General features: G+C 72.5%; 19 protein-coding genes. 10 read left to right on the forward strand and 9 right to left on the reverse strand.

Features of this window, described 5'->3' with window-relative positions; translation table 11 throughout:
- The 3 genes from ACBR40_RS46075 to ACBR40_RS46085 form a co-directional block, all read left to right on the forward strand.
- Window positions 1-1,931: LuxR C-terminal-related transcriptional regulator (locus tag ACBR40_RS46075; protein ID WP_371252845.1), on the forward strand; the 1,931-nt coding region annotated here is incomplete at its 5' end.
- A 56-nt stretch (window positions 1,932-1,987) separates the two neighbouring features.
- Window positions 1,988-2,407 carry an AMP-binding protein gene (locus ACBR40_RS46080; protein WP_371252846.1) on the forward strand — a complete coding sequence of 140 codons (420 nt, stop codon included), beginning with the start codon at window positions 1,988-1,990 and terminating at the stop codon, window positions 2,405-2,407.
- A 10-nt stretch (window positions 2,408-2,417) separates the two neighbouring features.
- Window positions 2,418-3,188 carry an alpha/beta hydrolase gene (locus ACBR40_RS46085; RefSeq protein WP_371252847.1) on the forward strand — a complete coding sequence of 257 codons (771 nt, stop codon included), beginning with the start codon at window positions 2,418-2,420 and terminating at the stop codon, window positions 3,186-3,188.
- Window positions 3,189-3,388: 200 nt separating this feature from the next.
- Here ACBR40_RS46085 and ACBR40_RS46090 read toward each other — a convergent pair whose 3' ends face one another.
- Complete coding sequence (locus ACBR40_RS46090; protein ID WP_344206520.1) at window positions 3,389-4,822, reverse strand: aldehyde dehydrogenase; 1,434 nt, start codon at window positions 4,820-4,822, stop codon at window positions 3,389-3,391.
- Window positions 4,823-4,938: 116 nt separating this feature from the next.
- Window positions 4,939-7,959, reverse strand: coding sequence for a M14 family zinc carboxypeptidase (locus ACBR40_RS46095; RefSeq protein WP_371252848.1), 3,021 nt, complete (start codon window positions 7,957-7,959; stop codon window positions 4,939-4,941).
- A 203-nt stretch (window positions 7,960-8,162) separates the two neighbouring features.
- Here ACBR40_RS46095 and ACBR40_RS46100 point away from each other — a divergent pair, with 203 nt between their 5' ends.
- Window positions 8,163-9,059, forward strand: coding sequence for a coiled-coil domain-containing protein (locus ACBR40_RS46100; RefSeq protein ID WP_371252849.1), 897 nt, complete (start codon window positions 8,163-8,165; stop codon window positions 9,057-9,059).
- On the opposite strand, the gene ACBR40_RS46105 is transcribed toward ACBR40_RS46100, so the two are convergent.
- Window positions 9,041-10,357: a GH1 family beta-glucosidase gene (locus ACBR40_RS46105; RefSeq protein WP_371252850.1), complete on the reverse strand. Its 1,317-nt coding sequence runs from the start codon at window positions 10,355-10,357 to the stop codon at window positions 9,041-9,043. The genes ACBR40_RS46100 and ACBR40_RS46105 overlap by 19 nt on opposite strands.
- Before the next feature lie 90 nt (window positions 10,358-10,447).
- Here ACBR40_RS46105 and ACBR40_RS46110 point away from each other — a divergent pair, with 90 nt between their 5' ends.
- Complete coding sequence (locus ACBR40_RS46110) at window positions 10,448-11,086, forward strand: TetR family transcriptional regulator (protein ID WP_371252851.1); 639 nt, start codon at window positions 10,448-10,450, stop codon at window positions 11,084-11,086.
- Between the two features lie 4 nt (window positions 11,087-11,090).
- Here the strand turns inward: ACBR40_RS46110 and ACBR40_RS46115 are convergent, their stop codons facing one another.
- Window positions 11,091-12,014, reverse strand: coding sequence for an aldo/keto reductase (locus ACBR40_RS46115; RefSeq protein ID WP_344206525.1), 924 nt, complete (start codon window positions 12,012-12,014; stop codon window positions 11,091-11,093).
- 79 nt (window positions 12,015-12,093) lie between these two features.
- Between ACBR40_RS46115 and ACBR40_RS46120 the strand changes: the two genes are divergently transcribed.
- Window positions 12,094-12,453: a MerR family transcriptional regulator gene (locus ACBR40_RS46120; RefSeq protein ID WP_344206526.1), complete on the forward strand. Its 360-nt coding sequence runs from the start codon at window positions 12,094-12,096 to the stop codon at window positions 12,451-12,453.
- Window positions 12,454-12,488: 35 nt separating this feature from the next.
- Entirely contained in the window at window positions 12,489-13,934 is a 1,446-nt protein-coding gene (locus ACBR40_RS46125; protein WP_371252852.1) for a penicillin-binding transpeptidase domain-containing protein, read from the forward strand.
- Here ACBR40_RS46125 and ACBR40_RS46130 read toward each other — a convergent pair whose 3' ends face one another.
- Window positions 13,935-15,797, reverse strand: coding sequence for an ABC transporter ATP-binding protein (locus tag ACBR40_RS46130; RefSeq protein ID WP_371252853.1), 1,863 nt, complete (start codon window positions 15,795-15,797; stop codon window positions 13,935-13,937).
- A 193-nt stretch (window positions 15,798-15,990) separates the two neighbouring features.
- Here ACBR40_RS46130 and ACBR40_RS46135 point away from each other — a divergent pair, with 193 nt between their 5' ends.
- The 3 genes from ACBR40_RS46135 to ACBR40_RS46145 all read left to right on the forward strand — a co-directional run bounded on the left by ACBR40_RS46135 (window position 15,991) and on the right by ACBR40_RS46145 (window position 19,092).
- Window positions 15,991-17,286 (forward strand): ABC transporter substrate-binding protein, encoded by a 1,296-nt coding sequence (locus ACBR40_RS46135; protein ID WP_371252854.1) that lies wholly within the window; start codon window positions 15,991-15,993, stop codon window positions 17,284-17,286.
- Window positions 17,287-17,353: 67 nt separating this feature from the next.
- On the forward strand, window positions 17,354-18,235 hold the full coding sequence (locus tag ACBR40_RS46140; protein WP_344206530.1) for a sugar ABC transporter permease: 882 nt from the start codon (window positions 17,354-17,356) through the stop codon (window positions 18,233-18,235).
- Window positions 18,232-19,092 (forward strand): carbohydrate ABC transporter permease, encoded by an 861-nt coding sequence (locus ACBR40_RS46145; protein ID WP_344206531.1) that lies wholly within the window; start codon window positions 18,232-18,234, stop codon window positions 19,090-19,092. Before ACBR40_RS46140 ends, ACBR40_RS46145 begins: the two co-directional genes overlap by 4 nt.
- Window position 19,093: 1 nt before the next feature.
- Here ACBR40_RS46145 and ACBR40_RS46150 read toward each other — a convergent pair whose 3' ends face one another.
- Genes ACBR40_RS46150 through ACBR40_RS46165 form a run of 4 tightly spaced genes read right to left on the reverse strand, consistent with a single transcriptional unit; the run spans window position 19,094 to window position 23,599 of the window.
- Complete coding sequence (locus ACBR40_RS46150) at window positions 19,094-20,098, reverse strand: 2-hydroxyacid dehydrogenase (protein WP_371252855.1); 1,005 nt, start codon at window positions 20,096-20,098, stop codon at window positions 19,094-19,096.
- The gene (locus ACBR40_RS46155) at window positions 20,095-20,712 is read right to left on the reverse strand and encodes a histidine phosphatase family protein (RefSeq protein ID WP_344206533.1); all 618 of its coding nucleotides are present in this window, start codon (window positions 20,710-20,712) and stop codon (window positions 20,095-20,097) included. The genes ACBR40_RS46150 and ACBR40_RS46155 overlap by 4 nt, the downstream gene beginning before the upstream one ends.
- Window positions 20,709-22,124 (reverse strand): FGGY-family carbohydrate kinase, encoded by a 1,416-nt coding sequence (locus tag ACBR40_RS46160; RefSeq protein WP_371252856.1) that lies wholly within the window; start codon window positions 22,122-22,124, stop codon window positions 20,709-20,711. Before ACBR40_RS46160 ends, ACBR40_RS46155 begins: the two co-directional genes overlap by 4 nt.
- Complete coding sequence (locus tag ACBR40_RS46165) at window positions 22,121-23,599, reverse strand: FGGY family carbohydrate kinase (RefSeq protein ID WP_371252857.1); 1,479 nt, start codon at window positions 23,597-23,599, stop codon at window positions 22,121-22,123. Before ACBR40_RS46165 ends, ACBR40_RS46160 begins: the two co-directional genes overlap by 4 nt.
- Window positions 23,600-23,610: the final 11 nt, after the last annotated feature.

Raw genomic sequence — 23,610 nt, forward strand, 5'->3', positions numbered from 1 at the left:
GGGTGGTGGAGGTGGAGTCGGTGCAGTTGTTTCTTGATCGGGCGGCGGCCGTGGGGACGCGGCTGGGGCCGGAGAGCATCGCCGACGTCGTACGCCTGTGCCGGGCGTTGGACGGGCTTCCGCTGGCCCTGGAGCTGGCCGCGGCGCGTACGAGTCTGCTCAGTCCCGGTCAGATCGCCGACCGCATCGACGACCGTTTCTCGCTGCTCACCACGGGTGGGCGGACGGCGCCCGCGCGGCAGCGCACGCTGCTCGCGGCCGTCGAGTGGAGTTACGACCTGCTGTCGTACAAGGAGCAGGTGGTGCTGCGGCGGCTGGCGGTGTTCGCGGGCGGGTTCGATCTCGGGCTGGCCGAGCGGGTGTGCGCCGTGCGGCCCGTCGCCGAGGCGGAGATCGTCGATCTGCTCGGCGGCCTGGTCGACAAGTCGCTCGTGCTGTGCGACGAGAACCGCACCCGCTACCGGCTGCTGGAGACCATCAAGCGTTACGCGCTGGAGCGGCTGCGGCAGGCGGGTGAGCACGAGCTGCTGCGCGAGCGGCACCTCGGCGTGATGTGCGAGCTGCAGGAACGTCTGTTCGCCACCGAGATGATGGACCCCGGCGTGCCCTGGCCGGAGCGGCTGCGGGCGCTGACCGCGAGCCGGAGCCTGCTGGACGACCAGCGGGCGGCGCTCGACTGGGCCGTCGAGTCCGGCGACGTGGCGCCGGGCCTGCGGCTGTGCACCGTGAGCACGGCCCTGCTGCCGCTGGGCGGCAATCCCGCGGAGATCGTCGGCTGGATCGAGCGGCTGCTGTCGCTGGACGTGTCGGCGGTGTCCCCGGAGCAGGTCGCCCACGCGAAGGCATACCTGGCCTACGGTCTGGAGGCGCGTGACGAGCTGAGCCGGTCGCTGGAGGCGGCCGAGGAGAGCCTGGCGGGCCTCGCGCCGGACAACGTGTTCCCGCGCTGCGTCATGCACAGCCTCGTCGTCGTGGTGCTGCTGCGCATGGGCCGCGCCGACGAGGCCGTGCGTCACGCGGAGGAGGGGCTGGCCGCGGCCACCCGTACGGGCGATCCGTGGAACCAGGCGGCGGGCCTCGCCGGGCTGTCGGCGGTGGCGCTGACCCGCGGCCGGCTGCGGGAGGCGCAGCGGCACGGCGAGGAGGCGCTGGCCCGCGCCCGCGAGCACGGCCACCGGTGGATCATGGCCCGGGCGGCGGCCCAGCTCGGCGCGGTGGCCGAGGCGCGCGGCGACCTGGTGACGGCCAAGGCCAGGTACGAGATGGCCGTCCCCTGGCTGCGCGAGGTGGGCACCGACGCCGACCTGGCCCGCTGCCTGGCCCACGGCGGGCGGGTGGCGGCGATGCTGGGCGAGTTCGCCGTCGCGCGGGCGCGGCTGGCCGCGAGCCTCGCGCTGAGCAGGGAGACCGGCCAGCGCCAGGGCGTGGCCCGCTGTCTGATGGGGCTGTCGGTGCTGGCGGAGTGCGAGGGCGACCTGGAGGGCGCGCTGCCGGCCGCCGCCGCAGCCGCGGCGCTGCGCGAGTCCATCGGCCAGCAGCACGCCACGCTCCGCATCGAGGAGCTGCTCGGCCGGGCGCGCGCCCGGCTCGGCGAGGGTCGTACGGCCGCTCTGTGGTCGCGCGGCCGGGTCATGGGCCCCGACGACGCCGCCCGCCGCGTCCTGGAGGGCGAGCGGCGGCCGCGCGGGGAGCCGCCGGTGCCGGTCGAGCCGGTCGAGCCGGTACGCCGCCCGCTGCTCACCGCCCGCGAGCAGGAGATCGCCGGCCTGCTCACCCGTGGCCTGTCCAACCGGGCGATTGCCGGGGAGCTGGTCATCAGCCCCGCCACGGTGGCCCGACATATCGCCAACATCATGGAGAAACTTGGCTATACCTCCCGCGCCCAGATCGCGGTGTGGGCGGCCGAGCAGGCGTCAGGTCCTTCTGCATAGGGATCTGCATATTCCGCCCCATGTACGCACGAGACGCCCTCCCTACGGTGGTCGGCATGGATGAGCGCTACGTGATCGTGGACGCGGACACCGGAGTGAAGTTCACCGAGGAGCAGCTCGACGAGCGGTCGGCCGTCGCGATCGTCCAGCTCCGCCGCCGTGGCGTGCGGACGGGCGACACCGTGCTCATCTGCCTGCCCGTCGGGCCCGACCTGCTGGTGGCGACCGACGCGGTGATCGCCGCGGGCGGCGTGGCCTACCCGGTGCCCGCCGACCTTCCCGCCGCCACGCTGAGGGACCGCGTACGCGCCAGCCGCGCCCGCGTGCTGATCTCCGACGTGCCGCACGCCATCAGGGCCGCCGAGGAGTCGTGGGTGCGGATCGTGCTGGGCGTGGCGGACCTGGGCGTGCCCCACAGGGACGACACGGCGGGGGAGGGGGACGCCGGTCGCGGGCAGGGCGCGGGCCGCGCCTAAGCTCGCATCCATGCCTTTCGCGCCCAGTTTCCCCGTCATGCTCAGGACCGAGGACGGCGTCCGCATCGACGCCGCCCACACCCCGCACCGCCGTAACGGCGGCGCGCCTGGGAACGGGGTCGGGATCGTGGTGGCGCACGGCTTCACGGGCTCGTGGCGGGAGCGCAGCGCGCGCCGCATCGTGCACGTGCTGAGCGGCTACGGCGGCGTGCTCGCCTTCGACTTCCGCGGCCACGGGCGCTCGGGCGGCGAGACCACCGTGGGCGACGCGGAGATCCTGGACGTCGAGGCGGCCGTCCGGCACGCGCGGACGATCGGCTACGAGAAGGTGGCGGTGGTCGGCTTCTCGATGGGGGCGGCGGTGGCCGTGCGCCACGCCGGGCTGCTCAAGGGCGTGGACGCGGTGGTGGCGGTGAGCGGCCCCGCCCGCTGGTACTACCGGGGCACCAAGCCGATGCGCCAGGTCCACTGGGCGATCGAGCAGCCGGTGGGCCGGTTCGCGGCGCGGCTGGTCAAGCGGACCAGGATCCGCCGCGGCCCGTGGGACCCGGTCCCGCTGCCGCCGTACGAGGCCGCCGCGCTCATCGCGCCGGTGCCGCTGCTGGTCGTCCACGGGGACGCCGACACGTTCTTCCCCCTGGAGCACGCGCACCAGATCTACGCCGGGGCGCGCGAGCCGAAGGAGCTCTGGATCGAGCCGGGCTACGGACACGCGGAGGCCGCGGCGACCCCCGATCTCGTCCGCCGGATCGGCAAATGGATCTCCTCGAACTTTTCCTGAGTAATACACGTCGTACTGAGGCGTATGGAAGGAAACCGCCGGGAGAAAGTCCCTGGGGATGAAATCCGGCTACGGGCCGGACATGGGACATACTTCAGTAGTCAGGCGGTTGCCCAGCGTCGCGGGGGCGCGCTGGGTGGCCTTCGGCACGGGAACGGCCCCGCACTCGACGGGTGCGGGGCCGCTTCTCACGCGCGGTCTCAGCCCAGGCGGGCGATGCTCTTGTACTCCAGGTAGCCGGACAGGCCCTCGGGGCCGAGCTCCCGGCCGATGCCGCTGGCCTTGAACCCGCCGAAGGGCGTGTTCGCGCCGAGCATGTAGCAGTTGACGCCGTAGGTGCCGGTGCGGACCTGGCGGGCGATGTCCATGCCGTGCTCGGTGTCGGCGGTCCACACCGTGCCGGCCAGGCCGTAGTCGCTGTCGTTGGCGATGCGGACGGCGTCGGCCTCGTCCTCGTACGGGATCACCGCCAGGACCGGGCCGAAGATCTCCTCGCGGGCGATGCGCATGTCGTTGGTGACGCCGGAGAAGACGGTGGGGGCGACGTACCAGCCGCGGTCCTGGGGCCGGTCGAGGCCGCCGAGCACGACCTTGGCGCCCTCGTCCATGCCGATCCTGATGTAGCCCTCGACCCGCTCCTGCTGCCGCTTGGCGACCAGCGGGCCGATGCCGGTCGTGGGGTCGGCCGGGTCGCCGACCTGCTGGGAGGCGACCATGCCGGCGACGGCGTCCACGACCTCGTCGTAGCGGTTGCGGGAGGCGAGGATGCGGGTCTGAGCCACGCACGCCTGGCCGTTGTTCATGAGCGAGGCCATGGACAGGAAGCCCATGCTGGAGGCGAGGTCGGCGTCGTCCAGGATGATGGCCGCGGACTTGCCGCCGAGCTCCAGGCTGACCCGCTTGAGCTGCTCGCCGCAGATGGAGGCGATGCGGCGGCCGGCGGCGGTGGAGCCGGTGAAGGCGACCTTGTCCACGCCGGGGTGCGAGACCAGGTGCTCGCCGACCTCGCGCCCGGCGGGCACGATGTTGAGCACGCCGGCCGGGATGCCGGCCTCGACGACCCACTCGGCCAGCAGGTACGCGTCCAGCGGCGTCTCGGGAGCGGGCTTGAGCACGACCGTGCAGCCGGCCAGCAGGGCGGGCGCGAGCTTGGTCATGGTGACGAACTGCGGGACGTTCCACGGCACGACGGCGGCCACGACGCCGACGGGCTCGCGGCGCACGGTGACCGGCCCGAACAGGCCGGGCCGCTGCTCCTCCTGCTCGAACGTCCGGCCGAGCTCGGCGTAGAAGTTGAGCATCTCCAGCGGCTGCGGCGCCTGCGCGAGGTTGGAGAAGGTGATCGGCGAGCCCATCTCCTCGGTGATGAGCTGGGCCATCTCGCTCTGCCGCTCGTTGTAGATCGCCGCGAGCCTGGCGATGACCTCGGCCCGCTCGGCGAACGTCATGCGCGGCCAGGGCCCGTGGTCGAACGCCTCGCGGGCGGCGGCGACCGCGCGGTCCACGTCCGCGGCGGTGCTGTCGGGCACCCGGCCGACGACCTCCTCGGTGTGGGGCGAGATGACGTCGATGGTGCCGGTGCCCGCGGGGGCCACCCATTCGCCCCCGATGAAAAGCGTGTCGTGCTGGCGCATGTCGAGAGCCTCCTGCTGGACGGGATGGGTGTATGCCTCAAAGGCGACCGAATCATGTTCTGCTCGCGCACGCAAGAGGGGCGCGGCCCGCGCCGCGCCCCTCCGCGTTCCGCTCGCTAGCGCCGGTCGCCGAGCAGGTGTCGCATGGACCGCTTGACGAGGTCCGTACGCGCCGCCTGGTCGGTCACGCTCTCGACGCCGAACCCGAGGTAGACGGTGTCCTTGGTGACGATGCCGCCGCCCTCCTCGAAGACCTGGTCCGTACGGAACCAGTTGTTGATGGAGACCGAGGTGCCGGCGGGCGGCGCGCCGACGGCCCAGCCGCCGAGATCGCTCTCGAAGGAGGTCTCCGCGGCCGTCGCGCCGTCCAGCGTCACCTTGGCGTCGTCCAGGAAGACGCCCGCGCCCTGGGTGGACCAGTCGCTGATATAGGAGATGGACAGCTCGACCTGCTTGCCCGCGTACGGGGTCAGGTCGATCCGCCACTGCTGCCAGCCGGCCGAGTTGCCCGAGGCCGCGTGCCAGGCGCCGGAGGAGCCGGTCGGCTCACAGGCCGGGCCCTGGTAGCGCTGCGTGAACGGGTGGATCACCCGCCAGCCGCCGCTGTTGGCGGTCTGGCAGCTCTCGCCGGTGCTCTGGCTGGTGTGCCCGTTGGCGTCGGGCAGCGTGGTCCAGTCGTCGCCGCCCGCCGTCCTCGCCTCCACGGTCAGGAAGTCCCAGTCGGCCTCGGTGTCGTACGACGTCCAGAACGTCAGCTCGCCGCTGCTCCTCCCGGTGAGGTCCACGGTCGTCGTCAGCCGCTTCCACGCCACGTCGGCGATGCCGCTGTAGACGTCCCAGGAGCCGGTGTGCGGGTCGAACGGGCCACCGGGGCGTACCCACTTGACCTGGGCGGAGCTGGCGAACAGCGGGAACTGCGCGGCCGGCAGGATGGCCGAGGCGGCCACGAACGAGTTGGTGTGACTCGGCTCCAGGGTCGCCTGGAAGCCCTCGAACGCGCCGCCCTGGCCACGCAGCGGGAACGGCTGACCGGTGTCGTGGTCGGTGCCGGCGTCGTCGAAGAAGACGTAGGCGCCGAGGTAGTACTGCTGGAAGTCGTTGAAGACGGGGATGCACGGCGGGTCGTCGGGCACCGTGCACTCGGGCTGGCCGGCGTCCGGCTCGTAGTAGTAGGCGCCGTTGTTGTTGGCGGCGTACGACGGGTACTTGCCGGCGTGCAGCAGCTTGCCGCCCTCATTGAGGTAGTCGCGCACGGCCAGCTCGGTCTGCACCCCGCCCTTGGACGTGGTGCCGGGGACCTGGCCCTGCGACCTCGGGATGACGTCGTCGCCGGTCTCCCAGACCACCGCCTTGTAGTGGCTGAGCACGCCGAGCGGATGCGGCGGCACCCGGCCCATCTTGTCCATGTCGTAGACGTCGGAGGTGTATCCGGCGGCCGTGAGCGCGGCGGTGTAGGCGGCGGCGTACTTGGCCTCGGTGGCGCCCTGGGCGGGGCTGAGGCCGGTGACGTCCTCGGTGGCGAGCACGAGCACCTTGCCGCCGATGTCGGAGGCGACGGTGTAGGTGAAGTCGGCGCTCTTCTTGCCGATCGCGCTGAACCAGACCTTCACCCGGTCGCCCGGCCTGGTCCCGGTGATCTTGCCGCGCATCCAGTGGTAGTAGCGGTCGTAGCCCTTGCCGTAGCGCTCGCCGCCCTTCCACTCGCCGGTGAGCGCGGTCTTCGTACGCCCGCCGTTGACCTGCCAGTTGAGCAGCACAGGGCCGAGCTTGCGCTTGGCGTTGACCTGCACGACCTGGTCCTTGCCGTGGCTGACCTGGAACGGGTCGAGCACGAAGTCGGGGGTGGTGTTGCCCAGGTGGTTGACCGGCTCGACCGGGTTGACCGCCGAGTTCGCCACGTCGAGCGCGAACGGCAGGTTCTTCTCGAACTCCGCCTGCACCAGGGCCTCGTCGTCGGGGAAGACGAAGCCGCAGCCGTCGCAGCCCTCGTCGAGCTCCGGCGTCCAGGACAGCGTGCCGTACGTGTAGTGCGCGTGGTCGGTGGTCTCGCCGTTGGTGGTGTAGAGCTCGGCGCCGAGGTCGGGGTCGAAGCCGGGGACGGCCGGGTGCTCGTCGTCACCCGTGATCGCCTCGTAGATCGGGTTGTCGGCCGTGGGCGTGGCGATCTGGAAGCCGGCGGGGTAGAGCAGCAGCGGCCCGAAGGAGTGGTAGTTGAGCTGCATCTCGAACCCGACCCGCTTGAGCAGCCCGTCCAGCGCCCGGGTCTCCGGCTCGCTGGCCGGGCCGGAGCCGCGGTAGGTCTCGCTGCTCGGGATGCTGGAGGAGCCCTCCTCGTCGTAGTGGAAGTTCGTGGGGTAGTTGCGGTTGGGGTCCACGCCGTCGCCCACGGTGATCTGGCCGTCGCCGTTCACGTCGCGCAGGTTCTTGCGCCACAGGCGGTTGCCCTCGGTGAAGGTGAAGTCGTAGCCGTCGGGGTTGGCGACCGGGACGAACCACAGCTCGGTCCTGTTGAGCAGGTCGCGCAGCCGGCCCTTGTTGGCGAGGACGTACTTCAGCAGCCGCATGTCCACCTCGGTGGCGATCCACTCGCGGGCGTGCTGGGTGGCGGAGTAGAGCGTGGCCGGCTTGAGTCCGTCGGGCAGCAGCCTGGCCCCGGTGCTCACCTTGGCGGCGAGGATGTCCTGGCCCCGCAGGGTCTTGCCGATGGACTGGAGCTTGACCACGTCCTTGTTGGCGCTCGCCAGCGCCTTGAGCTGGTCGGCGATGCCGCCGGGCTCGGAGTAGGACCGCCAGACGGTGTAGCCGCCTGACGCCTGCGACTTGGCGGCTTCGAGCTGGGTCTGGCCCTGCGGGTTGCGTACCGGTTCGGGTTTGTAGCCGAGCTTCCTGAGCCCCGCGAGCCCGGCCGCGGCGGCGGTCAGCTCGACGTGCTCCTTGCCCCCCTCGACCTGCTGATGGACGACGTCGAAGCCCTTCTCCCTGAGCGTCTGCCCGGTGCCCGGCGCGCTGTCGAGCTCGTAGAGCTCGATGCGGTCCGAGGGCGGGAGCGGCGCCGCGGAGACCTGGGCCGGCAGGGCCACGACGGCCGTGGCCACGCCGAGCACGACGGCCGAGGCGAGGGTCGTTAATCGAGTCACGCTTGTTGCCCCCCTTGCGAGACGGATTCGACCGCCATCTCAGACCGTTGGAGCGATCCCTACAAGGCCCAACTTTTTACGTCCTCCTTAATTCCGACAAATCACCGGAACCTCGCTAAAGGTGCAGCAGTTCGGTCGTTCGGATGACAGATATCAAGATCATCTTCTATAGTTTCGGACCGACCATGAAGGAGGGGACGGGTGTGAGAACCGGGCGCGTCGCCGTTCTGGTCGCCGTCCTCGCCGCGCTGCTCACCCTCCCCGGCGCGCCGCCCGCCTCCGCCGCCCCGAGCCCCGCCGAGCTGCGCAGGCTCACCAAGCAGGCGGCCCAGCTCAACGAGCTCTACCGTGGTCAGATCCAGAGCCTGGAGGAGATCAGGATCCAGGCCAAGAAGGCCACCGACACGAGCGGCGACCTAGAGGCGCAGCTGCGCGCCGCCCAGGCCGACGTGGGCCGGATCGCCCAGAGCTCCTACATCCTGGGCCCGCTCGACACCACCAAGCTCTTCGGTCTGCGCGCCCAGCCCCACCAGATCCTGGGCCAGGCCGCCAACCTCTCCTACATGGCCGTCGAGCGCACCGAGAAGGTCAAGAGCATCCAGCGCCTGATCAAGAAGTCGAAAGAGGCGAAGCTCAACGCCAACGACAAGATCCAGAAGATGAAGAGGGAGATCAAGCGGCTGCAGAGCAAGCGCGACGAGATCCAGCGCCTGCTCAACAAGTTCGGCTTCCAGCAGCCCGGCGGCGCCGACGGTCTGACCCCCCGCATGGTCGCGGTCCGCGCCGAGATCATGGCGAACTTCCCCATGAAGTATGGCGTCGGCTGCCTGCGCCCGGGCGACCCCGGCGAGCACGGCAAGGGCCGGGCCTGCGACTTCATGATGTCACGCGGCGGCACCATGGCCACGGGCGCCGACGCGGCCAACGGCGACGCCCTGGCCGCCTGGCTGATCAGCAACGGCGCCCGCATCGGCGTCATGTACATCATCTGGAAACAGCGCTACTACGACATCCGCTCGGGCGGCGGCTGGGACATGATGTCCGACCGCGGCGGCATCACGGCCAACCACTACGACCACGTTCACGTGTCGGTGTTCTGACTCCTCACGAACTCCGCGTACCACCGGTAGGACGCCTTCGGGGTGCGCCGCAGCGTCGCGTAGTCCACGTGCACCAGGCCGAACCGCTGGTGGTAGCCCTCGGCCCACTCGAAGTTGTCCAGCAGCGACCAGACGAAGTAGCCGCGCACGTCCACGCCCTCGTCCATCGCCTGCCGCATCGCCGCTATGTGGTCGCGCAGGAAGGCGATGCGGCCCTCGTCCTCGATCGTGCCGCCCGCGGTGAGCACGTCCTCCTGCGAGCAGCCGTTCTCGGTGACGTGGATCGGCGGGAGCGCCGCGCCGTAGCGAGCCTTGAGCCCGGTGAGCAGCTCGCGCAGGCCGTCGGGGACGACCGGCCAGCCGAAGGCCGTCGTGGGGTGGCCGGGCAGGCCGGCGTCGGCGAAGGGCAGCCCGGCCCCGGCCTCCGGCGCGGCGATCCTGGTGGGGTTGTAGTAGTTGACGCCGAGCGCGTCGATCGGCGAGGCGATGACCTCCAGGTCGCCGTCCCGCACGCAGTCCAGCCCCGGCGGGTACGCCGACAGGTCCGGGTACGCGCCCAGCAGCACCGGGTCGAGGAACAGCCGGTTGTGCAGGATGTCGTACGCCTCGGCCGCCCGCAGGTCGGGCTCCTCCCGCGAGGCGGGCCGCACGGGGGTGCAGTTGTTGGTGATCGCCACCTCGCGCGCCCCGGCCGCGCGCAGCGCCCGCACCGCGAGGCCGTGCCCGAGCAGCTGGTGGTGCGCGGCCGGCAGGGCCTCGGTGAGCAGCGCCCGGCCGGGGGCGTGCAGGCCCATGGCGTAGCCGTAGGCCATGTGCACGAACGGCTCGTTCAGCGTGATCCACAGCGGCACCCGGTCGGCCAGCCGCCCGGCGACGACGGCCGCGTAGTCGGCGAAGCGCGCGGCCGTGTCGCGGCTCAGCCAGCCGCCGCGCTCCTCCAGCGCCTGCGGCAGGTCCCAGTGGAACAGCGTCGGCACCGGCTGGACGCCCTTCTCCAGCAGGGCGTCCACCAGCCGCTCGTAGAAGTCGAGTCCCTTGGCGTTCACCTCGCCCGCGCCGCTCGGCAGCACCCGGGGCCAGGAGACGGAGAAGCGGTAGGCGTTGACGCCGAGCCCGGCCATGAGGGCGACGTCCTCGGGCCAGCGGTGGTAGTGGTCGCAGGCCACGTCGCCGGTGTGTCCGTCGCGGACCCGGCCGGGCTCGTGGGCGAAGACGTCCCAGACGGACGGGCCGCGGCCGTCCTCGTCGGCGGCCCCCTCGATCTGGTAGGCGGCCGTGGCGGTGCCCCACAGGAACATGCGCGCTCCTCAGTCGGTGCGAGTGTGGCTCATGTTAACGCCGTCACGGCGGATTCCCTTTACTTGCAGGTAATAGGCAAGGATGGAGGCATGACGAGTGTGTTGCGCCGCCGTCCCGCCCAACGCCGCAGCGCGGTCCGCGTGGAGCGCATGCTCGACGAGTGCGCGCTGCTGCTCGACGAGGTGGGCTACGAAGCGCTCACCACCAAGGAGGTCGCGCGCCGCGCCGAGGTGCCGATCGGCACCTTCTACCAGTTCTTCCGCGACAAGCAGGCCCTGGTGCGGGCGCTCGCGCTGCGCAACCTCGACGCGTTCCTCGATCGGATCACGCAGCGCGTCGCCGGCGCCGACCTCGGCCACTGGACCGACCTCGTCGATCTCGCGGTCGACGAGTTCGTCCACATGAAGCGCACCACCCCGGGCTTCGGCGTCGTCGACTTCGGCGAGGTGCTCATCGCCCCCGGCGGGCCCGCGCTCGCCGGCACCCACCGGGCGCTCGACGAGGCCAGGGACAACAACGAGATCGTGGCCGACCGGCTGCGCCTGCTCACCAAGGAGCTGCTGGACGCGCCCGCCGGGTCCGGCCTCGACCGCGCGCTGCTGGTCGCGGTGGAGGCCACCGACGCGGTGCTCAAGCTCGCCTTCCGCGCCGACCCGGCGGGCGACCCGCAGCTCATCGCCGAGTGCAAGCAGCTCGTCCGCCGCTACCTCGCCGACCACCTGCCCTGATGCGTCAGCGGGGCGCGTCCAGGCGGGCCTTCAGCTCCGCGTCCAGCTTGAGCCCGGCCCCGCCGATCGCCTCGTCGAGCTGGGCCATCGTCGACACCCCCACGATCGGCACGATCCCGTCGGCCATCAGCCACGCCAGCACCACCTGGTTCGGGGTGGCGCCCAGCTCCCCGGCCACCTCGCGCAGCGTGGCCAGCCTGGCCGTGGTGCCGGGGTGGTCGTAGATCTCCGGGATCGGCCGGTCGGCCCGCGTGTAGGCGCCGAACATCAGCGTGTTGTACGCCCACAGCGTCACGTCAGGCTCGGCGGCCAGATAGTCGAGCAGGTCGTCCGTGACCAGCCGGTGCCCGGCCTCGGCGGGGCTGGTGAGCGGCCGCGGGCGCAGGTAGGTGTGGCGGAGCTGCACGTACGTGTACGGCAGCCAGCCCCGCGCCGCCGACACGCTCCGCGCCCGCTCCAGCCGCCAGGCCGCCGTGTTGCTGGCCCCGATGGCCCCGACCTTGCCGGCCCGCGCCAGCTCGTCGAAGGCCCCCAGCGTCTCCTCCAGCGGCACCGAATGATCCTCGATGTGCGCCCAGTACAGATCGACCCGGTCGGTGCCGAGCCGGCGCAGGCTGCCCTCCGCCGCCCGCGCCACGGCGGCGGCCGACAGGCCCTCGGCCGAGTCCAGGGTGGTGTCACCGGGCACGGTGGGCCGCGCCCCCGCCTTGGTGCTGATGAAAACCTGGTCGCGGTTGCCGCGGGCGGCCAGCCAGGCCCCGATGGCCTGCTCGCTCTCGTCGCCGGTGCGGCCCTCGACCCAGAACGGGTAGTTGTTGGCGGTGTCCAGCATCGTGCCGCCCGCCTCGTGGAAGCGGTCGAGGAGGGCGAAGGTGTCCTCCAGGCCGACGCTGGTGCCGAAGGGGATCGTCCCGAGTGCGAATCTCATGGGTCAGACTCTCGGACCTGGAGCGCGCTCCATGTCAAACGGTTGACCTGGAGCACGCTCCAGGTGAAATCCTGGAGGGGTGAGCGTGTACACCCCCGCCGAAGCCGTCGAGGAGACCGGCTTCTCCCTCGACACCCTGCGTTACTACGAGAAGATCGGGCTGCTGGAGCGCGTCGACAGGAACGCCGCCGGGCAGCGCAGGTTCAGTGAGGAGGACATCGGCTGGCTGGGCACGTTGCGCTGCCTGCGCGAGACCGGCATGCCCATCGCCACCATGCTCCGCTTCGCCGAGCTCGTCCGGGCCGGCGACCACACCGTGCCGGACCGGATCAAACTGCTGGAGGAGCACGACCGGCAGGTCCAGGAGCAGATCGCCAACCTCGCCGAACGGCAGGACTACATCCACAACAAGATCTCCTACTACCGCAGCCTGCTCTAGCCCGCCCTTTGCGCTCCGGCTGTTAAACGAGAGCTATGGCGGGAGCGCGGGCCGGGAGGATCAACGAGTCGGTGGGCCGCGTGGCCCTGATGTGCGGCGGCCTGCTGTTCGCGCTGCTGGGGCAGGTCACCGTGATCCAGGCGTTCGGCACGTCCGCGCTCAACGCCGACCGCAGGAACGAGCGGCCGCTCATCGAGCGTTACTCCCACCCGCGCGGCGACATCCTCACCTACGAGGGCACGCCCGTCGCCGTGAGCCGCCCGTCCGGCGGCGGCCCCTACCGGTTCCGGCGGGTCTACCCGCACGGGCCGGTCTACGCGGCCGTCACCGGCCATCTGTCGTTGCAGCGGGCCACCGGCATGGAGCAGGCCGAGGACGGCGTGCTGTCCGGCGCCGACGCCCGGGTCAAGGTGCGCTCGCTGGTGCGGGCGGGCGAGGTCGAGGGGGCCGACGTCCGGCTCACGATCAGCGACCGGGCGCAGCGGGCGGCGTACGAGGGGCTGCGGGCGGCCGGGGTGCCGGGGGCGGTGGTGGCGCTGCACCCGGCGACTGGGGCCGTGCTGGCGCTGGCGTCGTACCCGTCGTACGACCCGAACGCCTTCACCACCTTCGACCGGGACCTGCTCGACGCGACCGGCCGGCGGCTCAGGGAGGACCCCGGCCGGCCGCTGCTGAACCGGGCGCTGAACCGGCCCTATCCGCCGGGGGCCACGTTCAAGCTGGTCACCACGGCGGCGGCGCTGTCCTCGGGCGAGTACACCCCCTCCAGCCTGCTCGACGCGCCGGCGCTGCTGTCCCTTCCTGGCGGGCGGCAGACCGTGCGCAACAGCCCCACCTGCGGCGACGCCCACCCGACCCTCATCTACGCCTTCCAGGTCTCCTGCGAGACCGCCTTCGCCGGCATCGGGCTGCAGCTCGGCCAGGACCTGCTGCGCGACCAGGCGGAGGCGTTCGGCTTCAACGCGGGGCCGCTCGCGATCCCGCTGCCGGCCACGCCCAGCAGGTATCCGCTGAGCATGGACCGGGCGCAGACGGCGCTCGCCGCCATCGGGCACCACGACAACCGCGCCACGCCGCTCATGATCGCCATGCTGTCGGCGGCGGTGGCCAACGGCGGGGTGCTCATGCGGCCGTACCTGGTGGAGGAGGTACGGCTGCCGGACGGCTCGGTGATCAACCAGTCCGCGCCCGCGCCGTGGCGGGTGGCGATGCCGCCGGCGCTGGCCAGGCACCTGGCCGCGATGATGACGACGGTGACGCGGGCGGGCGGCACGGGGACGAGCGCGGCGCCGGCAGCGGTCCAGGTGGCCGCCAGGACGGCGAAGTCCGCGGCCCCGGATCAGGAGCAGGCGCTCGTCACCGCGTTCGCGCCCGCGGACCGGCCCGAGGTGGCCGTCGGGGTGGTGCTGGAGCGGCCGGGCGCGCGGGCCGCCGCCGTGGCGACGATCGCGCGGGCGGTCATCCAGGCCGCCCTCTCATGATCACCGGTAGGCGGTGGCCTGGAGGCTGTAGAGGTCGGCGTAGAGCCCGCCCCTGGCCATGAGCGCGTCGTGGTCGCCCTCCTCGGTGACCCGGCCGTGCTCCAGCACGTAGATGCGGTCGGCGTAGCGGACGCTGGCCAGGCGGTGGGTGATGAGCAGCACCGTACGGCCGTCGGCGTGGCCGCGGATGCGCTCGAACAGCGCGTGCTCGGCGCGGGCGTCGAGCGCGGCGGTGGGTTCGTCGCAGATGAGCAGGTCGGCGTCGCGGTGGAAGCCGCGGGCCACGGCGATGCGCTGCCACTGGCCGCCGGACAGCTCGTGGCCGTCCTTGAACCGGCGGTCGAGCAGGGTGCGGTAGCCGTGCGGCAGCCCGGCGATGACCTCGTCGGCCCCGGCCACGGTCGCCGCCGAGTGCAGGGCCCGCTCGCCCTTGTCGGTGCCCATCGTGATGTTGTAGCGGGCGGCGAGCGGCCAGCGGGTGTGGTCCTGGGCGATCACGGCGGTGCGCAGGCGCAGCTCGTCGGGGTCCACCAGGCGCAGGTCGGTGTCGTCCCAGCGGACGGTGCCGGAGTCGGGCTCGTACAGGCCGGCCAGGATCTTGGACAGGGTGGTCTTGCCCGAGCCGTTCTCGCCGACGAACGCGATGATCTCGCCCCGCTTGATCTCGACGGAGACCTCGCGCAGCGCGGGCTCCTCGGCGCCGGGGTAGGTGAAGGTGATGTTCGCGGCGGTGATGCGCTGGAAGCCGGCCGGCATCGGGGTGGCCCGGCTGCCCGGCACCCGGCGCTCGGCGTCGGCGCAGAACTCCAGGAAGTCGGTGAAGTACAGGCCCTCCTCGTAGAGGCGGTTGGTGGCGTACATCAGGGTGGCCAGTGACTGCTGGGCCGACCGGATGGCGAGGACCGCGGTGCCCGCCACGGCCAGCGGGATGGCGCCGATCGCGAGCAGCACGCCGAGCGCGACGTAGACCGCGCCGGCGCCGAGGCCGCTCAGCGCCTCGCCCGCGACCCGCGCGTACGTCTGCCGCCGGGCCAGCCCGAGCATCACGTCCTGCTCGACCTTGGCGACCGCGTCGTACATGCGCAGCAGGAAGCCGCGCATGGTGAACGCGCGCACCTCGGCCGCGGGGTCGCGGTCGGCCAGCAGCTCGCCGATGATCCACTTGCGGCGGGCGGCGGGGATGAGGGCGTACAGGGTGGCGTAGCGCATCTTGGCGCTGCGGACCATGGCCCAGGCGTCCGGCAGCACCGCCAGCAGGAGCAGCGGCAGCAGGACCGGGTGCAGCACGCCGAGCACGCCGGCCACGGCGGCGATGCCGACGGCGGCGGTCAGCACGTCCACGGTCGCCGACACCACCGAGTCGGCCATGGCCACGCCGCGCAGCCGGGCCCGCTGGAGCGCGTCGTGGAAGTCGGGGTCGTCGTAGGCGGCCAGCTCGACGCGGCTGGTCAGCCCGTACAGGCGCTCCTCGGTGAGCCGGCTGACCTGCGGGTCGAGGCGGGCCTGCGCCCAGCCCGCGCCGGCCTGCACGGCCGCGCGCAGCGCCGCCGCCGCGCCCACCAGGGCCAGGCTGGGCAGCGCGGCCATCACCCGGTCGGCGGTCGGGCCCGCGCTGAACAGCGCGGTGAGCACGCCGGTCGTGGCGAGCAGCCCGAACGCGGTGAACACCCCGCCGAGCAGGTTGAGCGTGATCGCCAGCGCGGTGTCGCGCGGGCTCGCCCGCCAGGCGATGCTCATGGCCTGGGACACCAGCGACGGCAGCCGCCTGGCGATGGTGAGGAAGCCGACCTCGGCCAGTTTGCCGGTGTGGGCGTGCCAGTCCGAGAAGGAGATCTCGCCGAGTTCCAGGGGCTCGTCGGGCATGCCAGGAAGTGTGCCCAGCGTGAGCGCCGCGCCCCCCGGAGTGACAAGGAACAAGCGCCCGCGTCAGGGGGAGTATGCGGAGCTGTTACCACCTCATCCCTTGACGTCCCGTTGGGGGAAGTGGGTTGATAGCCCAGTTGACAACGTTGTCAAGAATCACCTGCTTCGGGGGACTTCGAAGGGATGGTGTGCGATGCGACGGTGGTTGGCAACCGCCTCGATCATGATGGCGGGCGTCCTGGGATTAGCCGCGTGCGGCGGCGGTGGCGGCGAAGGAGAGACCTCCGAACCGCCCGCGGCCGGCGGCGGCAAGCAGCAGGTCGAGGTCTTCTCCTGGTGGACCGGGCCCGGTGAGGCGGACGGCCTCGCCGAGATGCGCAAGATCTTCGAGCAGCAGAACACCGCCTACTCCTTCTTCGACGCCGCCGTGGCGGGCGGCTCCGGCGACAAGGCCAAGGCGCTGCTGGAGTCCAAGCTCCAGGCCGGCCAGCCGCCGGACACCTTCCAGGGCCACGCGGGCGCCGAGCTGCAGGGCTACATCAAGGCGGGCAACCTGGAGGACCTCACCTTCCTCTACGACGAGCTGAAGCTCAAGGACGTCTTCCCGCAGCAGCTCGTGGACCAGATCAGCGTGGACGGCAAGATCTACTCGGTGCCGGTGAACATCCACCGCTCCAACGTGCTCTGGTTCAACCCGGCCGTGCTCAAGGAGGCGGGCGTCGCCGCCGCGCCGAAGACGATCGAGGAGTTCATCGCGGCGCTGGAGAAGGTCAAGGCCACGGGCAAGATCCCGCTGTCCATCGGCTCGGAGTGGACCGTCACCCACCTGCTGGAGAACGTCCTGCTCGGCAGCCTCGGCACCGACGCCTACAACGCGCTGTTCAAGCCGGGCGGCAACTGGGCCGGGCCCGAGGTGGCCAAGGCCCTGGAGAGCTTCAACAAGATCATGTCGTACGCGGGCGACCCGCAGGACGACTGGCAGCCCGCGGCCAAGCAGGTGGCCGACGGCCAGGCCGCGTTCAACATCATGGGCGACTGGGCCTACGGCTACTTCCACAACCCGCCCGAGGGCGGCCTCGGCAAGACCTCGAAGACGGACTTCGACTGGGCCCCGGCCCCCGGCACCGAGGGCACCTACCTCTGGCTGTCCGACAGCTTCACCCTGCCCAAGGGCGCCAAGCACCGCGACGGGGCCATCGCCTGGCTCAAGGTCGCGGCCAGCAAGGAGGGACAGGACGCCTTCAACCCGAAGAAGGGCTCCATCCCGGCGCGCACCGACGCCGACAAGTCCCTCTACACCGACTACCTGGCCGACGCGCTGAAGGACTGGTCGGGCGACAAGCTGGCCGGCTCGGTCCAGCACGGCGTCTCGGTGAACCAGCCGTGGCTGGCCGCCATCACCGAGGCGGTCGGGCTCTACATCAGCAGCAAGGACGTCAAGGCCCTCCAGCAGGGGCTCGCCGACGCGGCCACGGCCAACGCCCAATAACTCTCATCGGCGTATCGAGCGGGACGCGGCGGCCCGGCCGGCCGTCGCGTCCCTGGAGGGAAGAATCGTGAGGCGGGCGCGTACGTGGCTGCCCGGGCTGCTCCTCGTCACCCCGTCGATCATCCTGATCGGCGTCTTCGTGTACGGCCTGCTGGGCTGGAACTTCCAGCTCGCCATGACCGACAAGCACAGCCAGGTGGCCGAGGGCGAGTTCGTGGGGCTGAAGAACTTCGTCGACATCTGGGACCAGCCCCGCTGGCACCTGTCCGTGAACCACACGATCCAGTTCACGATCGTGTTCGTGCTGGGGGCGCTGCTGCTCGGCTGGCTGCTGGCGTTCCTCATGGAGAAGGGGATCAGGGGCGAGGGGACGTTCCGGGCGATCTACCTGTTCCCCATGGCGATCTCGTTCGTGGCCACCGGCATCGTGTGGCGGTGGCTGATGAACTCGGGGACGGGGGAGCGGGCCGTCGGGCTCAACCGGCTGTTCGGCTACCTGGGACTGCCGGAGTGGCAGTGGTTCCGTGACCAGGACTGGGGCATGGCCGCGATGGCGCTGCCGGCGATCTGGCAGATGTCCGGATACATCATGGCGTTGTTCCTCGCCGGCTTCCGCGGCGTGCCCGAGGAGCTGCGCGAGGCGGCGCGGGTGGACGGCTGCACCGAGTGGGGCGTCTACCGCCACGTCGTGCTGCCGCTGCTGCGGCCGGTGCTGCTGTCGGCGCTGATCATCCTGGGGCACATCTCGCTCAAGGTCTTCGACCTGATCGTGGCGGTGTCCGGCAAGCAGATCATCACCGACGTGCCGGCGGTCTTCATGTGGGTGGCGGTCTTCGACTCCCACGACCCGGCCAAGGGGGCCACGATCGCGGCCTACATCGTGGTGAGCGTGGCGATCTTCGTGATCCCGTACCTCATCTGGTCCGTACGCAAGGAGAGGACGTCATGACGGCGGTGGCCGGGCGGCGGGGAGCGGTGTTCCGGTGGACGCGGTTCGGCGTGCTGTGCCTGTTCGTGGTGGTCTTCCTCATCCCGATCTACGTGCTGCTGGTCACCAGCTTCAAGCCGCTCACCGAGGCCGACCCGAGCCAGGCGTGGAACCTGCCGCGGACGTGGACGGTCGAGGCGTGGCGGGTGGCGTGGGAGAAGCTCGCCCCTGGGCTGTGGAACAGCGTGCTGCTGGCCGTGCCGGGCTCGCTGCTGTCGTGCGCGCTCGGCTCCATGAACGGCTACGTGCTGTCGAAGTGGCGCTTTCCCGGGGCGGACGTGCTGTTCACGCTGTTCCTGTTCGGGATGTTCATCCCGTACCAGGGGGTGATGATCCCGCTGGTGCAGCTCCTCGTCGGGCTCAACGACCTGACCGGGCTGGACGGCGTGTTCTACGGCGGCATCCCGGGCCTGGTGCTCGCCCACGTCGTCTACGGCATCCCGATCTGCACGCTGATCTTCCGCAACTACTACGTGACGATCCCCACCACGCTCATCGAGGCCGCGCGGGTGGACGGGGCCGGGATGCTGCGGGCGTACCGGTCGGTGGTGCTGCCGGTGTCCGGGCCCGCGATCGCGGTGGTCGTCATCTGGCAGTTCACCTCGCTGTGGAACGACTTCCTGTTCGCCGTCTTCCTCACCGGGCCGACGAGCTGGCCGACGACCGTGATGCTCAACAACATCGCGGGCGCGCAGGCCACCCCGTACAGCCAGCAGATGGCGGCGGCGATCCTGGCGTCGATCCCCACGATGGTGATCTACGTCCTGCTGGGCCGGTTCTTCATGCGCGGGCTCATGGCGGGGGCGCTCAAGGGTTAGCTCAGGGATTGGCGACGTGGAGGAGGGGTTCGCCGCGGACGTAGCGGGCCACGTCGGCCGCGACGATCGCGGCGGCCTTCGCCGCCGTCTCCTTGCTCGCCCCGGCCAGGTGCGGGGTCATGACCAGGTTCGGCGCCGTGAGCAGGCGCGAGCCCTCGGGGATCGGCTCCTCGGGGAAGACGTCCATCGCGGCGCCGAACAGGTGGCCGGACTCCAGCGCGTCGCAGAGCGCGTCGTAGTCGAGCAGCGCGCCGCGCGCGCAGTTGACCAGCACCGACCCCGGCGGCATGGCGGCGATCTCGGCCGCGCCGATCAGGCCGGCGGTCTCGGCGGTGGCGCGGGCGTGCAGGGAGACGAAGCGCGAGCGGCGCAGCAGCTCCGGCAGCTCCACCTTGCCGGGGACGTCCACGTACGGGTCGTGCACCAGCACCTCGGCCCCGAACCCCTCCAGCATCCTGGCCACCCGGCGCCCGATCGCGCCATAGCCGATCAGGCCGACCGTGCCGCCCTCCAGCTCGGGCCCCACGTTGTCGTAGGTGTAGTAGTCGCCGCGCCACACGCCCCCCGCCAGGTCGGCGTGGGTCCGGGGGATGCGGCGGGTCGCGGCGAGCAGCATGGCGAGCGTGTGCTCGGCGGTGGCCACCGCGTTGCGGCCCGGCGCGAACGTCACCCGGACCCCGGCCCGCGCCGCCGCCTCCAGGTTGGCGTTCACAGGACCGCCCCTGCTGACGCAGAACAGCCGCAGGGCGGGGGAGGCGTCGAGGACGCGCTTGGTCAGCGGGGCCATCTGGGTCACGCAGACCTCGACGTCGCGCAGCGCCTCGATCAGCTCGTCCTCGACGTCCGACGCCTCGTCCACCTCGCCGACGCGGCCGAACGGCACCACCGGCCACGGCAGCGTCAGCTCGCGGACGTCCACCTCGCCGGGGACCTCGCGCCGCAGCGCGTCCACCAGCAGGCGGTTGGTGACGAAGTGGTCACCTGCGGCAAGGACTCGGATGGTCAACGAACGGCTCCCATCGGGCAGTTGTAGTGAAGCAGTGCGGGCCGTCCGTCGTCGCGGAGCCGCAGCTCGGTCAGTGCGCAGTTGTCCAGGCGCGGGAACAGCCGCCGGTACTCGCCGAGCGGCACCCCGATCAGCGCGCAGAGCGCCAGCCTGATCGCCGTCGTGTGCGCCACGACCAGCACCCGCCCGCCGGGGTGCGCCGCCGCGGCGTCCCGCAGCGCGGCCACGAACCGTTCGGCGGCGGCGCGCGGGTCCTCGCCGCCGGGCAGCGGATGCGCGGCCGGGTCGGCCTCGAACGCGGCCCGCGCCTCGGGGAAGCGCGCCGCCATCTCCGCCGAGGTCAGCCCCTCGCCCTGGCCGAAGTCCAGCTCCACGAGGCGCGCGTCGGTGCGCAGCTCGCGGCCGGCCCGTTCGGCGGCGGCGGTGGCGGTGATCACGGCTCGGCTGAGCGTGGAGGCGAGGACGGCCGTCAGACCCGCGTCCGCGGCCCACTCGGCGAGCGCGGCCGCCTGCTCGTGGCCGCGCGGGGTCAGCTCGACGTCGCTGACGCCCGCGTAGCGGTTCTCGGCGTGCCAGACGGTCTCGCCGTGGCGGACGAGCACGAGATCGGTCATCGGGTGGTCCTCTCGCGGGCGTGTGCGGCGACGTGGGGGTCCAGCCAGCCGCGCCGTTCGAGCTCGGCGACGAACCGCAGGTAGAGCTCCGGCCGCCCGGCCCCGGACGGCTCGACCACGGCCCTGGTCCTGATCATGCGGGCCGGGTCGCCGCCGGCCAGCACGGCCATGCCGAGCGCGGGCTCGGCGTTCTCGCGCAGCGTCACGGGACGTCCGAGGACGTCCGCGCGCAGCCGGGTCCAGTGGTCGCTGCGCGTGGCTCCGCCGGTGAGGATGATCTCGCCGTCCACGGGCGCGCCGAGCAGGTCCAGGTAGTCGAAGCACAGCCGTTCGACGAACGCCGCGCCGAGCAGGATCGCGGCGTACCGTTCGACGTCGTCGGCGGGCTCGCCCAGCGTGAACGCCTCGGCGGCGGGCGCGTCGAACGGGAAGCGCTCCCCGCGCGAGACGAGCGGATAGGTCACGGCGGGGACCGGCTCCCTGCGGGCGGCCGCCGCGCTGAGCGCGTCGAGGTCGCGCCCCGGCAGGTCGCGGGACAGGACCCCCGCGCCCGTGCTGGACGCGCCGCCCGGCAGCCAGGAGCCGTCGGGGGCGCGGTGGGAGTAGACGACGCCGAGCGGGTCGTGGATCAGCTCCTCGGTCACGCCCTTCAGCACCAGCGTGGTGCCGAGCACCGAGTTCCAGCTCCCGACGCGGGTCGCGCCCGCGCCGAGCTGGGCCGCGCAGCCGTCCGTGGAGCCCGCGACCACCGGCGTGCCGGCCGGGATGCCGGTCTCTGCGGCGGCCTCGGCGCAGACCGTGCCGAGGAGCGCGCCGGGCCGGACCACTTCGGGCAGCACGCCCGGGGGCAGCAGGTCCAGCACCTCGTCCGGCCAGCGTTCGGCTTCGAGGTCCACGCCGGTCTTGAGCGCGTTGCCGAGGTCGATGGCGACCTCGTGGCCGACCAGCCGCCGGTTGACGAAGTCGCTCTGGTGGGCGGCGCGGGCGCCCGCCGGGGCGTCGCGGAGCAGCCAGAGCAGCTTCGGCAGCGCCCAGTTGGGCTGCATGCGCCGGTAGCCCAGGCGCTCCCACACGGCCGCGCCCGCCTCGTTGGCGCGCTCGGCGGAGGCGCGGCGGTCGTCGTACATGAGGGCGGGCGTCAGCGGGCGGCCGGCCGCGTCGGTGAGCAGGATCGTCCCGCTGGTCGCGGCGACCGCCACGCCCCGCACCCGCTCAGGGGCCACGCCGGCCAGCGCCTCGCGGGTGGCGGCGGCCAGCTCGCGCCACCACTGCTCGGGGTCCTGCTCGTGGCGGGGTCCTTCGCGCCGGCTGGTGAGCGGGCGGGCGGCGGCGCCGGCCACCTCGCCGTCGCCGCCGACGACCAGGGCGCGCACGCTCTGTGTGCCGAGGTCGACGCCGATCCACACGCTCATGCCCGGCCCCGCATCTCGGCCAGCAGCGGCCAGGCGTCCGCCTGGCCCGCGCGGAGCGTCAGGAAGTCCTCGAACAACCGGTCGTAGCGGGCGCGGCGGGCCGGGTGGGGCTCGACGGCGTCGCGCAGGCGTACGTGCTCGGCCGCCGCCGCGGCGAGCGACGGGGCCGCTCCCGTGGCCGCCAGCGCCGCCACGTACGCGCCCCGCGCCCCCACCTCGGCGTCGGCCGGCCGCCGCACGGGCAGCCCGGTGACGTCGGCGATCAGGCCGAGCCAGGTGGTGCTGGCCGAGCCGCCGCCGCACACCCGCAGCTCGCCGGGGTCCGTGCCGGTGGCGGCCAGGCAGTCGCGGATGACCAGGGTGAGCCCTTCGAGCGCGGCCCGCGCGATCTGCTCGGGCCCGTGCTCGAACGACAGGCCCAGCAGCGCGCCGCGCGCCAGCGGGTCGGAGAACGGCGCCCGCTCCCCGGCCGGCGACAGGTAGGGCAGGAACGCGAGCCCGCCCGCGCCGGGCTCGCTCCGCCCGGCCAGCTCGCCCAGCTCCTCCGGGCCGCCGAGGCCCAGCAGGCGGCAGGTCCACTGCACCACCTCGGTCCCGGCGAACGTGGGGAAGGCCCGCAGGTAGCCGCCGGGCAGCGCGATCGTGATGCCGGTCGGCTCGCCGTCCAGCGCCGGGGACTCGGCGACGACCTCGGTGCACAGGGTGGTGCCGAGGATGGCGCACGCCTGCCCGGGAGCGACCGCGCCCGCGCCGAGCGCGGTCGTGACGATGTCGTACGGCGCCATCACCACGGGAACGCCGGCACGCAGGCCGAGCGCGTCGGCGGCCCGCCGCGTGAGCCCGGCGACCGGGCAGGAGCGCACCGGCGGCAGCAGCCGTCCGGCCCACTCCATGCCGAACAGGCTCAGCAGCTCCGGCGCGTACGCCCGCGCCCGCAGGTCCATGAACGGCGCCGAGGCGTCGGACTCCTCGGCCGCGAGCTCCCCGGTGAGCCGCGACCAGATCCAGCCGCCGCAGGTGAGCAGGGCGGCCGACCGGTCGAGCCTGGCCGGGTCGTGGGCGCGCAGCCAGGACAGGACGGCGTGCGGCAGCCCGGAGGCGGCCGAGGAGCCGTTGATCTTGAAGGCCGCGGCGGCCAGGCCGTCGCGGGTCCAGGCGTCGACCGTGGCGGCGGCGCGGGCGTCGTTCCAGAGGACGGCGGGTCCCGTCGGCTCGCCGCCCGCGTCCACGAGCCAGCAGCCGTCGCCCTGGGCGGTAACGGCGACCAGCTCGACCGGCTCGGCGACGGCGGCGGCCACCTCGCGCACCGTGGCCGCGACCGCGTCCCAGACCGCGCCCATGTCCTGCTCGGCGTGGCCGGGGGCGGGGCGCGAGACGGCGGTGGCGCGGCGGGCGAGCGCCGACTCCGCGCCGGTGTGGTCGTAGGCGACCGCCTTGATGACCGTGGTGCCGGCGTCCACGCAGACGACCGCCATCAGGTCCTGCC

The organism is Nonomuraea sp. AD125B (assembly GCF_041402765.1).
In the GTDB taxonomy this organism is placed as follows: domain Bacteria; phylum Actinomycetota; class Actinomycetes; order Streptosporangiales; family Streptosporangiaceae; genus Nonomuraea; species Nonomuraea bangladeshensis.